Consider the following 13,366-nt stretch of genomic DNA (forward strand, 5'->3'; position numbering starts at 1 on the left):
AAACCCATAAATATGAAAAAATACTCTTTAAATGCTGCTAAAATGGTATTTGCGTGGACTTTCCTGCTCTATTTCTGCATGGTCTCCTGTAAAAAATCTAAGGTACAAGCTGGAAATGATGACAAAACAATCGTTCCTTCGACGCAACCAGAAGAAGGACCGTCTAAAGAAACTGATACCAGAAAGGTGCAATTCAAGATAGGTAGCTTTTCCTCGGTGATAGCCGATTTTAAGCCTACTGCTGAAGCTGCAATGGACTTGTTGTCCAAAGTTTTATCATCAAAAGAGTTTAAGGATTCTATCTATAAATATCATTATGCCCCTAGTAATCAGATGAAGAGTCCTTCACAATGTGCTAAGGCCAAAGAACTGAATTTGATCAAGGTAAATCCCTTAACGGGTAGGGTTGATGGGTCAATGGTATATGAAGATTTATTAAAATATAAGGACGTAGCTTTAAACTTAACCATCCGACAGCCCAGTGAACCTACCAATGTGCTGGGGAGTTCATCGTATTGCAGCTACACCATTACTTCTAATAGCCATTGGTTGGTTGATAATATGGCCATGACACTTCCCGAAGAATATGCTATCCATTTGGGACATGAATTTTGTCACGTAGTAGGTTATTACCATGGCGACCATCCAGATACCAAAACAGAAGATGTCTCTTATGGAATAGGATCGCTTATCGCTAATATTCTTTGGGATTGGTCATTGAAAGAAATTAAAAAGAAAGAACTGCACAGTTACCTGTTGGACAATTCCAACTGGAGGTTGAGATGCTTGGCCGTTCAACCTGCTGATATGCCACAATCGGGAAAATTTAATGATATCCTGCAATTGGACTTGGCTAACGCCAAATCGGCAAATCGATCTTATAATCATTTCTATTTCGATTTTAATCCTCCGGAAGAACAGCGGAAAAGCGGATCTAATGTAGTTTTTGGTGTGACTACGGCCAGTGGTTCCTATTGGGTAGAACACAATTATTACCGAATGGATTGGCTAGACCGAAATGCGGGTACTTTTAAATTTACCTATATCGCGAATAATGGGTCAAGCAGTGCGACCCTTAACTATTCCAAAAATTTAAGAGCGCTGTTTGAGCGTAAAACTTTTAAGATGATTTACAGCAGCCAGAAAGGGCCATCGGGAAGGGTAATGGCAAATTTCATCTGTGTGGAAGATCCGGAGATATTTTTTTATGGGCGATTTGAGCGGAAATGGATCAATTGGTTTTAATAATTAACCCTAATCATATCACTAAAAAAAATCTAAATCATGAAAAAAAATCAGTATGAAAAAAGAGGCATATTTGCTATCTGTATCTTACTTACGCTCATTTTTGCATGTAAAAGAGCCGAATTTAACAACATTTTAGGATCCTCTGGAAGCGAAGTCGAGCAAAGAAAGGCCGAAGCACCATTCCAATTGCTGGGTGCTAAGCAAGTTGCTTTTAAAATCAAAACCTATGCAAGTGTGCTGCCTAACTTTAGGCCCACTGCCGATAGTGCTTTTCAAATCCTTTCTACAGTTATCTCTTCAAAAGAATTTCAGGACTCTATTGCCAAGTATAGTTTCCCTTGCTCAAATGGAGAATCAGGCAGTCCATGCATTGTCCCCAGTAGATTTACAATCAATAAATGTATAGGTGGAAGTATTGCCGGAACCACTGTTTATGATGATTTTCTTGTTGATGATACGGTGAAGTTGGATGTCAAAATTATCGAAAATACAAGTCCTACACCTAGTAGCTATGGTTTTGCGTCGAAATGTTTCAACACTATTAATACTTATTCATACTGGTTAACAAATAACCGAACTTTACCGCTTTCAGAAGAGTATGCTATCCATTTGGCGCATGAATATGCCCATATAGTTGGCTATGTCCACCCATCGGTGGCAAGTGGTTTGGATGTGCCCAATCGTGTGGGGTCTATTGTAAGGAATATTCTTTGGAAATGGCATTTGGAAGCCTTGCAAACTACTGCTTTGCATACGGTTTTACTTACGGAACCAAAATATAGATTTTTAGCGGTTAATCCACCAGCAATGCCCCAAACCGCTGGATTTAATGCGATTTTACAAAGTGATATCACGACGACCAATACCGCAGGAAGATCTTATAATCACTTCTATCTGGATTTTAATCCACCAAGTACACAAAGAAAAAGTGGATCCAACATAGTAGTAGGTGTAACTACCGCTGCAAGCAGCTATTGGATAGAATATAATTATTATGAAATGCAGTGGGTGAATTCCACCACCGGTATTGTGAGTTTTACTTATAAAGATAATAATGGCTCTACACCCACTACGGCAAGCTTTTCGCAAAACCTCAGAACCTTTTTGGAAAGTCACACTTTTAAAATTGATTATAGCGAAAATGTGCTGAATGTAGGCAAGGTAATGGGTAAGCTTACCTGTGTGGAAGATCCTAGTAAAGTATTTTATGGCCAGTTTGAATCCAGTTGGAGTAATTGGTAAGACCAAGTTCAATTTTAAATTGTAAATGAAAAAAATATCATTAAATATCTTATTGTCGGCATTGGTGTTGCTAATGTCCAGCTATATTGTTCAGGAAGAGGTGAAAAAAACTCTTCCTGAAACTCAAGGAAAACAAAAAAAAGTAGTGTTTAGGTTAGGGAATTATACCAGTGAACTGGATGAATTTCGAGATACTGCTTTGAAAGCCTTAGATTTAATGTCTAAGGTTTTCTCCTCCAAAGAGTTCAAAGACTCGATTTCAAAATATAATTTTCCCTGCTCAAATGCTTGGTTCAAGGAGAATATCTGTAAAAAACCAGGCAATATCATGATCTACAAATGCGATTCTGCTGCTAATATAGTACATGGCTCAACAGTTTATGAAGACTTATTGATAGATAAACAGGTAACACTAGACCTTAATATTATTCATGCTAAAGGAACGACCAATAGCTATGGTTTTTCTGCAGCCTGTGTTTATAAGATCAATACTTATTCCTGGTGGTTGAAAAATAATCGAAAACAACCCCTTTCTGAGGAATATGCCATTCATTTAGCCCACGAGTATTGTCATGTGGTGGGGTATTACCATAGCTCCTACCATAAAATTCAGGATGATGTTTCTTATCGGATGGGAGGTATTGTTAGGAATATTCTATGGAGATGGTCGCACGAGAATGTAAAAAATTAAGAGGATATCATGCATAAATTAAGTTTATTATACACGACATCAATTCTATTGTTTTTGATTGTTGGCTGTTCTAGTCAAAAAACAAAAAATACCTATTTTAAAAGAGGGGTAGTGGTTTCGGCGCATCCAGAAGCATCGAGAGTGGGATTAGATATTTTAAAACAAGGGGGAAATGCCATAGATGCTGCAATTGCAGTGCAATTCGCCCTAGCGGTGGTATATCCAAATGCTGGAAATATTGGCGGGGGCGGATTTTTGGTTTATCGAGATGCCAAAGGAAATTCCACTACTTTAGATTATAGGGAAAAAGCTCCGAATACCGCAAGTAGGGATATGTATTTAGATGTAGAAGGAAATGTTGTTCCCAAAAAAAGTGTTCAGGGACATTTGGCTGCTGGCGTACCCGGTACGGTTGACGGTATGGTGCAGGCCCATCAGAAATTTGGAAAACTACCATGGAGTACATTATTGGAACCTGCCATTCAATTGGCAAAAAAAGGTTTTGTCATTACCGCAAATCAGGCAAAAGAGTTTAATGATATGAAGAGCCTGTTTAGGCAGTTCAATCCAGATGGTGCAGCACTTCTTAAAGCAAAAGGTGATTGGAGAAAGGGAGAAAAATTGGTGCAGACAGAATTGGCCAATACCCTGACGCTTATCCGTGATAAAGGTAGGGCCGGATTTTATGAGGGAGAGGTAGCAGAACAGATCATAAAGGAAATGAATAGGGGAAATGGTATCATGAGCAAAAATGATTTAGCTACTTATAAAGCCCTATGGCGTAAACCCATTATAAGCAAGTATAAAGTGTATAAAGTGATTACCATGCCTCCACCATCTAGTGGTGGCATTGCCTTGACGCAACTTTTAAATGCTATAGAGAAAGAACCATTGGCAAAATGGGGGCACAATCAAGATTCTACAGTAAGATTGATTGTGGAAGCCGAGAGAAGAGTTTATGCAGACAGGGCCACCTACCTAGGCGATCCAGATTTTTATAAGGTGCCACAAGAGAAGTTGCTAGAAAAAAAATATCAGGAGCATAGAATGCACTCTATGAATTGGGATAGGGCAACTCCAAGCGGCGAAATTAAGGCAGGTGTATTTTCAGGTAAGGAAAGTGAGGAAACCACCCATTATTCTATTGCAGATAAAGATGGAAATGCTGTAGCAGTAACCACTACCCTTAATAACTCTTATGGCTCATTGGTCTTTGTAAAAGGAGCAGGCTTTTTGCTCAATAATGAAATGGATGATTTTTCGGTAAAACCAGGTACGCCGAATAGTTACGGACTGGTTGGAGGGGAGGCTAATGCCATTGCACCGGGAAAACGTATGCTGAGTTCGATGACACCAACCATCATTGAAAAAGATGGAAAGTTATTTATGGTTGTAGGTACACCGGGAGGATCGACCATCATTACTTCTGTTTTTCAAACTATTCTTAATGTTATTGAATTTAAACAAGGTATACAGGAAGCCGTTACGGCCAAACGATTTCACCATCAGTGGCTTCCAGATGAAGTCTATATAGAACCAAAAACTTTTGATGAGAAGAACACTTCGATTTTAAAGGCAAAAGGTTACAAATTGGTAGAACGTCCCTATATAGGTTTAGTTGATGCCGTATTGGTAACCCCAAGAGGATACCAGGGTGGAGCAGACCCTAGAGGTGATGATACCACCGCAGGTTGGTAATAAATTTTAAATCGATCAATAAAAAAGAGATAGGTAATTTACTTGTCTTTTTTCTTTTTTTCGCCAGTATATTTTTTTTCTCCCGCCTTAATTTCAAGACTAAGGTCATTTTCTTCTGGTGGAATTGGGCATCTATACCCATCACTATAGGCACAGTAAGGATTGTAGGCTTTGTTGAAATCTATTTCTATTTTGTGGTCTACAATAGCTGTTGTTTCCAGGTCAAGATACCTGCCGCCACCATAGGTATCTTGACCATTGGTTTGGTCTGTAAAAGGTAGAAAAAGATGGTTTTTATAAATTGGATTAGCTGCCAATGCAAGATTTCTGTACAAGGTTAATTGTACGGTTTCACCATTTAACTGAAATTTAAGCTGGGCATAACGAATATAATCTGCTGTTGTTCCTGCATAGGTGGGCATTTTAAAAGGTTGCTGATCTTTTAAGGGGATAACCTCAGCCATAATACGATAATTGCTATCTGCTTCATAAAAATGAAGATTTTTTAAATCAGCTTTTTTTAATGGAGAATGCTCATTGCTTATAAAATCAGCTTTGTAGGCCGATCTATGTTCCGTAATTTTTTCCTTATAGGTTTGTGCAAATACGACTGACTGTGTTAAAAAAACTAAGGAAAATAAATATTTATGCATGATATCTATAATTTTGCTGATTTATTCCTTAACAATTGATCGGCTAAAACCAAGGCGGTCATGGCTTCAACAATAACTACCGCCCTTGGTACCACACAAGGATCATGACGTCCTTTACCTTTAATTTCGGCTGCTTGTCCAGCTGCATTAATGGTCTGTTGGTTATGCATGATGGTAGCCACTGGTTTAAAGCCCACTTTAAAAGTAATGTCCATGCCATTTGAAATACCTCCTAAGATACCTCCGGCATGATTGGTTATGGTTTTAAACTTATTTTCTTCATTTACCTTTGGTAAGGGGATATCGTTATGTTCAGAGCCGCGTAGTTCGGTACCGTCAAAGCCAGAGCCATATTCGAAACCGTGAACAGCATTGATGCTCAGCATCGCCTTGCCCAGATCGGCATGTAGCTTATCAAAAACAGGTTCACCTAAACCTGCAGGACAACCTTTGACAATACAGGCTATTTTGCCGCCCACAGTATCGCCATCTTTACGAATATGATCAATAAAATTGATCATTTCGTTTGCTGTGGCAGGGTCGGCACAGCGCACCATATTTTCTTCCCTAATTTTAAGTAGTTCATCCAGGTTGTTGCTTTCCAGGTTTGGGGCATTTATTTTGCCTACTGCTGTTACATGCGCAAAAATTTCTATTCCTGCTTGTTTCAACAGTAATTTGGCAATAGCCCCGGCAGCTACTCGTGCTGCAGTTTCTCGTGCCGAGGAACGCCCCCCGCCACGATGGTCACGAATGCCATATTTGGCATCATAAACGTAATCTGCATGACTTGGACGGTAAATATCTATGTTGTGCCCATAATCTTTACTGCGCTGGTCTTCATTGGGAATAAGCATGGCAATGGGAGTACCTGTACTTTTTCCTTCAAAAACTCCAGAAAGAATTTGTACGGCATCACTCTCTTTACGTTGGGTCGTGATCTTTGATTGTCCGGGTTTTCGCTTATCCAGTTCAGCTTGTATAAAGTCTAAGCTGATGGTTAAGCCTGCTGGGCAACCATCAACAATTACACCTATGGCCAAACCATGTGATTCGCCAAAGGTAGTGATACGGAAAAGTTGTCCGAATGAATTTCCTGCCATTTTTTGAGTATATAGTAGTAAGATATTTAATAATTGGGTGAGGGTTAAAATTGGTTTTACAAATTGTTAGCGCTATAGCAGTCTAAATACTGTGTACTAAGTATTAACTACTTCAAAGCCTGCTTTCTTCAAGTCTTCCCAAAAATAAGGATAAGATTTTTCAACAACATGATATTCTTCAATTTCCACTTCTTCAATCAGTAAGGCTAATGGGGCAAAGGCCATGGCCATTCTATGATCTTCGTAAGTTGCAAAGGTTACTTTTTGCGGAAAGTGGAGTTGACTACAGTCTAGGGTATAGATAAAATGATCTTCAATAAGTTTTACCCCAATCTTGGCCAGTTCATTTTGTAGTGCCGCAACTCGATCAGTTTCTTTGATTTTTAGGGTTTCTAGACCGGTGAAAGACATATTAAGACCTAATGCGGCAGCTACTACTACAATAGTTTGCGCCAAATCTGGACAAGTTTTCAAGTCTAAAACTTTGTCTGTGTTTTTTATGGTTTGGTCTTTTTTTAATGCAATTCCATGAGCTGTTTTAGAGGTGCTTAGTCCGAATATTTCCATTATAGATTGGATTTGACTATCTCCCTGCAAGCTTCGCTCCCTAAGGTAGGGAAGGCTGATCTCGGCATTTTTCGCAAGGGCGACAATACTATACCAATAAGAAGCTGCACTCCAGTCTGGTTCTATAATTAATGTAGAAGGCTTGAATGATTGATGTTTTATGGTAATCAGGTTGTTGTTCCATGTGTGTGAAATGCCGCATTCGGCCAACATGGCCAAGGTCATTTCTACATAAGGTTTAGAAGTCAATTCGCCCTCAATTTCCAAAACTAAGCCTTGTGGAAGGGTTGGTGCCAACATGAGCAAAGCTGAAATATACTGGCTGCTAATGTCTCCTTTAATTTTAATATGAGCAGAGCTTTGTTGTAAAGGGCCTTTTATGGCCAATGGCGGAAAACCTTCCTTTTCAGTGTAAGAGATATTGGCCCCAATTTTTTTTAATGCTTCTGCCAAAATACCAATAGGACGTTGTTTCATCCGTTCTGTACCCGTAAGCAGAAAATTTCCATTTTTGGCTGCCAAATAAGCAGATAAAAAACGCATGGCCGTACCCGCAGGCCCTACATCAACGGTTTTAACTTCGTTTTTTGTGGCATCGTTTACAGATAGATCTACTAAAATTGAATGCAAGGTAACAGTATCGGCAGCGTTGGAAAGATTTTCTACCTTAACCAAGTTTTTACTTAAGGAATTGATAATTAAGGCCCTGTTACATTCGCTCTTCGAGCCGGTTAAACCTATTTCTGCTTTGATATTTTGTGCTCCCTTAAAAGAGACGATGGCATTTTTGTACATTTATTTGGTTTTCTATGATATGTCATCCCAAGTGGGGAAGATTCTATTTAGATTCTCCATTTTCTCGGGATGACATAGTATATCCTAAAAAATATAGTGGTTAAGCTTTTGCTTCGGCATGTTGCTCGGCAGCAATTCCTTTTTCAACTGCTTTACCAGCATTCATAATCTCAGTTTGCTTGCGGATGGATTCACTGTGTACCAACTCAAGAAATTTTTCGGTAAAATTAAGGTCCAGCTTTAAGGCTTTTGAAAATGCTGCACCTTTTTTGCTGATCTCATCCCAACGGTTTACCTGTAGAATGGTAACCTGATTGTCACGTTTAAATTCACCAATTTTTTCTACGATAGACATGCGTTCGCCCAATTTTTGTAATAATAGATCATCAATTTTGTCTATTTGTTTACGTAGATCGGCCAATTGATCTACAAATGCTTCATTATTAGACTCGGGTTCACGTACGGTTAAACGATCTACCAGCTCTGAAACAGCGGCAGGTGTTAATTGTTGTTTGGCATCTGTCCAAGCTACGGAAGGATCCAGGTGCGATTCGATCATTAAACCCTGCATATCTAAATCTAGTGCTTTTTGTGAAATGTAGGGGATCAGCTCACGGTTACCACAAATATGACTAGGGTCATTGATGATAGGCAAATCTGGGCAAAGGGTTTTCAACTGTATGGCAAGTTCCCACATTGGCTCGTTACGGAAAGAGCTTTTTTCGAAAGAAGAAAAACCACGGTGAATGGCACCTAATTTAGTGATTCCGGCTTTGTTGATACGCTCTAAAGCACCGATCCATAATTGTAGATCTGGATTTACCGGGTTTTTAACCAAAACTGGAATGTCGTGTCCTTTTAGGGCATCTGCAATTTCCTGTACGGTAAATGGGTTTACGGTAGAACGTGCACCAATCCAAAGGATATCCACGCCAGCCGCCAAAGCTTCCTCAACGTGTTTTGCATTGGCTACTTCAACTGCTGTTGGCAAACCAGTTTCAGCTTTTGCTCTTTTCAACCACTCTAGGCCAATACTGCCAATGCCCTCAAATTCTCCCGGACGGGTACGTGGTTTCCAGATACCAGCTCTTAATACGCTCACTTTTCCGGTTGCAGCTAACAGATGTGCCGTAGTTAATAATTGATCTTCAGTTTCTGCACTGCATGGTCCAGAAATTAATAGGGGCTCATTCTTTACGCTGATCCAGCTGTCCAAAGGTTGGATGTTTAATTGTAGTTTCATTTTTTAGGATATTTAACTTTGTTGTTTAATCGTTTAATTGGGTAAATCGGTTATTTGTTTGAATTGTTTAATAGTCAGTTAACCACTTTATACTTTATCATTCTTAAGGTACTCGCCCATAATATTAAAGTTTACAGTGTATTTTAAAGCTTTCCTGATAGCCGTATCATAATTTTCCATGTCTTTCCATTCCATATCTACATAGAAGTAGTATTCGTTTCTACGGCCAAGGACCGGCATAGATTGTATTTTGGTCAAGTTTACATTGAGTTCTGCAAATAATTGTAGTACTTTGCTTAGGGCACCTACATGGTTGCCTACCTGAAAACAAATAGAAGCTTTGTTGATTTCTTTATGATCTTCTGTTTTATCCTTTCTAAGAATTAAAAACCGGGTGAAATTCTTTTTGTTGGACTCTATTCTGCGCTCTATGATATTCAGACCGTATAGCTCTGCAGCTAAAGTATTGGCAATGGCCACTGTGTCTTTTAACTGCTCATCTCTTATTTTCTTGGCACATGCTGCAGTATCACTGCTTTCCATCACCTGTATTTGAGGGAAATCTTCAAAGAAATCTACACACTGCCTAATTGCGATGGGGTGGGAGGTCGCAAACTTTATATCCTCAAACTTCACGCCGGGTAGTGCCATTAGATGTAATTGTATAGGAAGGTAAACCTCTCCAACAACTGCAAAGTTATATTCCCTAATTAAAGTATAATTGGGCAAAAGGCTTCCAGCTATAGAGTTTTCAATAGCCATGACCACATAGTCTGCCTTATTGCTCTCTAGCAAATCACAGGTCTGCTTAAAAGAATTGCATTCTAAGGTTTCGATATCCCTGCCAAAAAATTTGAATGCAGCTTCTTCGTGGAACGATGCTTTTATACCTTGTATGGCTACTTTAGTTTTTGTTTTCATATGGTTATAAACAAAAAAAGTCCTGGCTTTTTGCCAGGACTTTTTATATACAAATATTTTTCGTGCTATATTCTGCATATTAGTCCTGGCTCTTACTGAAGTAGTAAAAGTAACCAAACCAATATGTAGTGTTAAAATTCATTTTTTGCTTTATGGTGTCAAATGTACACCAACAAATTTAATTTGTCAATAGTTAATTGAAAATATTTTTATCGGAATATAATTTTGAGGTTTTTGAACTGAATAACATATCGGTATTTTTTATAAAGCCTATTTTAAGCTACTTCCAATCGTTCTGCTTTCGGCTTCTTGTTGTTTAAGCTCTTGCTGCATCAATTTGGCAATTTTAGTACTGCCATCGTGGCTCCATCCAGGAGGATTAATTATATATTTAACCTTGCCCCAAAAGGTAGGTGCCTTTTTGACATCCTTACCTAAGGCAATAAATTCATGGAAAATGATATTGACGGCTCCGGTATCTTCCGGCTGGGTGGTAAGGCCATATTTAATTTCGTCTTCGGGCAACTCTTCCTGAAAAGTACCAAACCATCTATCCCATAAAATGAGGACCATGCCCATGTTTTTGTCCAAGTACCTAACGTTGCAGGCATGGTGCACACGATGGTGTGATGGCGTTACAAAAATGTATTCGAATAAAGGGTGTAGCTTGCCCACGGTTTGGGTATGTACTAAATTTCCATAAATCTGTGTTACAAGATAGGCAAATAGAATATCCATTGCCGTAAAACCCATAAATGCCAAGGGCAAATAAAAGAATACACGATATAAAGGTTCAAAAACCGTAGAACGAAAACCTGTGGTCAGGTTAAAGTGTTCTGAGGAATGATGGGTAACATGCATGGCCCAAAAAAAACGCACATAATGTCCTACAGTATGCAAGAACCAATATAAAAAATCTTGGGCCAATACCAATACGATCCAGTATAGCCAAATGTTCTGTATTTGAAACCATCTGAATTGATAGCAATAGTCAAGCAGGAAAAATGTGGCAAATTTCATGCTCAGGTTAATTGCTATAGCGCATAACATCAGGTAAATGTTGGTCCAGGTATCTTTTTTGGTATAGAGTTTTTTACCATGTACATAGCTGAAATACATTTCAACCAAGGTAAGCACAATCACAAAACCAAATAATGTGCCTACAGAAATATCACTTCCGGTAAACGTCATTCCTTTATAAGTTATTATAGTACATTAAACTGTTAAAAATATCTTCCTTGGTAACGCGACAATTGAAAGTACATTTACCAATTTGTTCCAACAAAGAAAAAAGAATATGTCCATCTTCATTTTTCTTGTCGCTTTGCATCAGGCCAACCAGATTTTCAAAACTTTTGGGCTGGATATGGTATTTTGGATAGACAGATTTTATATAGCTGCTGATTTCGTCAAGTTCATCTGGAGTAAGGTTACAGTATTTAGCAGACAGATAAGCCTCGCATATCATACCTATAGCAATAGCTTCTCCGTGGGTTAGCGGCATTTTATCATGAACCAGTGCATAACCTTCTATAGCATGGCCAATGGTATGTCCGAAATTCAGGATTTTTCTCAACCCTTTTTCAAAAGGATCCTCCAGCACTACATTGTTCTTGATTTGAACCGAGTGATAAATGGCCTCGGCATTAGCCGTAATGCCATCGGCATTTTTTAACTGATAATAATAATCGGCATCGGCAATCAGGCCATGTTTAATCATTTCGGCAAAGCCAGATAATAACTCTCTTTGGGGCAGGGTCTGTAAAAAAGCATTCTCAATGAATACGGCCTGTGGCAGGCTAAAAGTACCTACCATATTTTTCACATGATCAATATCTATTCCCGTTTTTCCACCAACCGAGGCATCGACCTGAGATAGGAGGGTAGTAGGGATATTGATGAAATCAATTCCTCTTTTATAGGTAGAAGCGACAAAACCTCCCATGTCTGTAATTACACCACCACCCAAATTGATCATCAAGCATTTTCTGTCAGCTTCAAAATCCAATAAAGTTTTCCAAATTCCAATACAGAAATCAATATTTTTATTTTCTTCACCGGGATCGGTTTCTATAATGTCGAAATGGTCTATTTCTGGTAAAAAATCCTTAAATACAGGAAGGCATAATTCCGAGGTCGTAGAATCTGCAAATACAAATATTTTGCTGTATTTTTTTTGTGCAAGTATCTCTTTTAAAGGGTTTAGTCCGCTTTCGAAATAAATAAAATGATCATTGTTTTTTAGCGCTTCCATTAAATGACCTCAACTATTTTACCCATAAAATCTATTTTATCGCCTATGCGGACCTTTAAACGTTTTCTATAGTCTACATTGCCATTGTATTTGACTAAGCCTTCTTCCACAACGGCTTGGGCTTCTCCTCCACTTTGCACTAATGCTGTGGCCTTAAGTAGAGCTATTAAGGGAATAAATTCTCCCTCTAATTTGAATTTTATCATTGTGGCGCAAATTTACAATTATTTAAAAGTGTTTGGTGCTTACAACCGCAGTTATTTATATTTTTGCAGAGATTTGACCTATTAAAAAACACCTAATGGAATATTCCCCCCTAAAAAAAATCAATTTTGATAACACAGAAATAGCATTTCGAAGTAAATCTAATGCCGAATTGAAACAGGCCTATTGGCTTTTTAAAATGATTGGCAGTAATTTTTTAACTAAGGTAGGTCCACCTATTGCCAATTTTATGCTTAACATAGGCTTACCCATACAAGGAGCTATTAAAGCAACCATTTTTAAGCAGTTCTGCGGAGGGGAGACCATAACCGAATGTGAGCATACCATTGAGCAGCTGCACTCTGGTAAGGTAGGCACTATTTTAGATTACTCTGTTGAAGGAGAAGAGGAAGAACATGTTTTTGACTTTACCCGCGATGAAATTATTAGGACAATTGAGAGGGCAGACGGCGATGAAAGGATACCGATTACGGTCTTTAAGGTTACTGGTATTGGAAGGTTTGCCCTACTGGAAAAATTAGATGCCAAACAGAAGTTAAGTGCCAAAGAAAAAGAAGAATTTGAAAGGGTAAAACAGCGCTGTGAAAAGATTTGTCAAGTTGCTTTTGAACGGGAAGTACCTGTTATGATCGATGCGGAGGAAACTTGGATACAAGATACGATTGATTTACTGGCACTGGAAATGATGACCAAGTTTAACCGTGAAAGGTTGATAGTCTATAATAC

Annotated in this window: 13 protein-coding genes; 5 read left to right on the forward strand and 8 right to left on the reverse strand. The window is 38.6% G+C overall.

Going from position 1 to position 13,366, the window contains the following annotated elements; all coding sequences use genetic code 11:
* The first annotated feature begins 12 nt into the window (after nt 1–12).
* The 4 genes from JHD79_RS06365 to ggt are packed head-to-tail and all read left to right on the forward strand — an operon-like array spanning nt 13 to nt 4,879.
* Entirely contained in the window at nt 13–1,245 is a 1,233-nt protein-coding gene (locus JHD79_RS06365; protein WP_199118376.1) for a hypothetical protein, read from the forward strand.
* Nucleotides 1,246–1,284: 39 nt separating this feature from the next.
* Nucleotides 1,285–2,490, forward strand: a complete 1,206-nt coding sequence (locus tag JHD79_RS06370) for a hypothetical protein (protein ID WP_199118377.1) — start codon at nt 1,285–1,287, stop codon at nt 2,488–2,490.
* Nucleotides 2,491–2,515: 25 nt separating this feature from the next.
* On the forward strand, nt 2,516–3,181 hold the full coding sequence (locus tag JHD79_RS06375) for a hypothetical protein (protein ID WP_199118378.1): 666 nt from the start codon (nt 2,516–2,518) through the stop codon (nt 3,179–3,181).
* 9 nt (nt 3,182–3,190) lie between these two features.
* The gene (ggt, locus tag JHD79_RS06380) at nt 3,191–4,879 is read left to right on the forward strand and encodes a gamma-glutamyltransferase (protein ID WP_199118379.1); all 1,689 of its coding nucleotides are present in this window, start codon (nt 3,191–3,193) and stop codon (nt 4,877–4,879) included.
* A 38-nt stretch (nt 4,880–4,917) separates the two neighbouring features.
* On the opposite strand, the gene JHD79_RS06385 is transcribed toward ggt, so the two are convergent.
* The 8 genes from JHD79_RS06385 to JHD79_RS06420 all read right to left on the reverse strand — a co-directional run bounded on the left by JHD79_RS06385 (nt 4,918) and on the right by JHD79_RS06420 (nt 12,621).
* Nucleotides 4,918–5,532 carry a DUF1684 domain-containing protein gene (locus tag JHD79_RS06385; protein WP_199118380.1) on the reverse strand — a complete coding sequence of 205 codons (615 nt, stop codon included), beginning with the start codon at nt 5,530–5,532 and terminating at the stop codon, nt 4,918–4,920.
* Nucleotides 5,533–5,537: 5 nt separating this feature from the next.
* Nucleotides 5,538–6,635 carry a chorismate synthase gene (gene aroC, locus JHD79_RS06390; protein WP_199118381.1) on the reverse strand — a complete coding sequence of 366 codons (1,098 nt, stop codon included), beginning with the start codon at nt 6,633–6,635 and terminating at the stop codon, nt 5,538–5,540.
* 96 nt (nt 6,636–6,731) lie between these two features.
* Complete coding sequence (gene aroA, locus JHD79_RS06395; RefSeq protein WP_199118382.1) at nt 6,732–7,997, reverse strand: 3-phosphoshikimate 1-carboxyvinyltransferase; 1,266 nt, start codon at nt 7,995–7,997, stop codon at nt 6,732–6,734.
* A gap of 100 nt (nt 7,998–8,097) precedes the next feature.
* The gene (locus tag JHD79_RS06400) at nt 8,098–9,240 is read right to left on the reverse strand and encodes a chorismate mutase (RefSeq protein ID WP_199118383.1); all 1,143 of its coding nucleotides are present in this window, start codon (nt 9,238–9,240) and stop codon (nt 8,098–8,100) included.
* Between the two features lie 87 nt (nt 9,241–9,327).
* The gene (locus JHD79_RS06405) at nt 9,328–10,161 is read right to left on the reverse strand and encodes a prephenate dehydratase (protein ID WP_199118384.1); all 834 of its coding nucleotides are present in this window, start codon (nt 10,159–10,161) and stop codon (nt 9,328–9,330) included.
* 270 nt (nt 10,162–10,431) lie between these two features.
* Nucleotides 10,432–11,352: a sterol desaturase family protein gene (locus JHD79_RS06410; protein WP_199118385.1), complete on the reverse strand. Its 921-nt coding sequence runs from the start codon at nt 11,350–11,352 to the stop codon at nt 10,432–10,434.
* A gap of 4 nt (nt 11,353–11,356) precedes the next feature.
* Nucleotides 11,357–12,415: a 3-dehydroquinate synthase gene (aroB, locus tag JHD79_RS06415; RefSeq protein WP_199118386.1), complete on the reverse strand. Its 1,059-nt coding sequence runs from the start codon at nt 12,413–12,415 to the stop codon at nt 11,357–11,359.
* On the reverse strand, nt 12,415–12,621 hold the full coding sequence (locus tag JHD79_RS06420) for an RNA-binding S4 domain-containing protein (protein ID WP_199118387.1): 207 nt from the start codon (nt 12,619–12,621) through the stop codon (nt 12,415–12,417). Before JHD79_RS06420 ends, aroB begins: the two co-directional genes overlap by 1 nt.
* Before the next feature lie 95 nt (nt 12,622–12,716).
* On the opposite strand from JHD79_RS06420, the gene JHD79_RS06425 reads away from it, so the two are divergent.
* A partial coding sequence (locus tag JHD79_RS06425) for a proline dehydrogenase family protein (RefSeq protein WP_199118388.1) occupies nt 12,717–13,366 on the forward strand: 650 nt, incomplete at its 3' end.

It is taken from the genome of Pedobacter sp. ASV28, assembly GCF_016428855.1.
Taxonomy (GTDB): Bacteria; Bacteroidota; Bacteroidia; order Sphingobacteriales; family Sphingobacteriaceae; genus Pedobacter.

Coding starts and splice junctions, on each gene's coding strand:
- JHD79_RS06405 (WP_199118384.1), bottom strand. CDS start 10,161: ATGAAAACAAAAACTAAAGTAGCCATACAAGGTATAAAAGCATCGTTC.
- JHD79_RS06370 (WP_199118377.1), top strand. CDS start 1,285: ATGAAAAAAAATCAGTATGAAAAAAGAGGCATATTTGCTATCTGTATC.
- aroB (WP_199118386.1), bottom strand. CDS start 12,415: ATGGAAGCGCTAAAAAACAATGATCATTTTATTTATTTCGAAAGCGGA.
- aroA (WP_199118382.1), bottom strand. CDS start 7,997: ATGTACAAAAATGCCATCGTCTCTTTTAAGGGAGCACAAAATATCAAA.
- JHD79_RS06400 (WP_199118383.1), bottom strand. CDS start 9,240: ATGAAACTACAATTAAACATCCAACCTTTGGACAGCTGGATCAGCGTA.
- JHD79_RS06385 (WP_199118380.1), bottom strand. CDS start 5,532: ATGCATAAATATTTATTTTCCTTAGTTTTTTTAACACAGTCAGTCGTA.
- JHD79_RS06375 (WP_199118378.1), top strand. CDS start 2,516: ATGAAAAAAATATCATTAAATATCTTATTGTCGGCATTGGTGTTGCTA.
- ggt (WP_199118379.1), top strand. CDS start 3,191: ATGCATAAATTAAGTTTATTATACACGACATCAATTCTATTGTTTTTG.
- JHD79_RS06410 (WP_199118385.1), bottom strand. CDS start 11,352: ATGACGTTTACCGGAAGTGATATTTCTGTAGGCACATTATTTGGTTTT.
- JHD79_RS06420 (WP_199118387.1), bottom strand. CDS start 12,621: ATGATAAAATTCAAATTAGAGGGAGAATTTATTCCCTTAATAGCTCTA.
- JHD79_RS06365 (WP_199118376.1), top strand. CDS start 13: ATGAAAAAATACTCTTTAAATGCTGCTAAAATGGTATTTGCGTGGACT.
- aroC (WP_199118381.1), bottom strand. CDS start 6,635: ATGGCAGGAAATTCATTCGGACAACTTTTCCGTATCACTACCTTTGGC.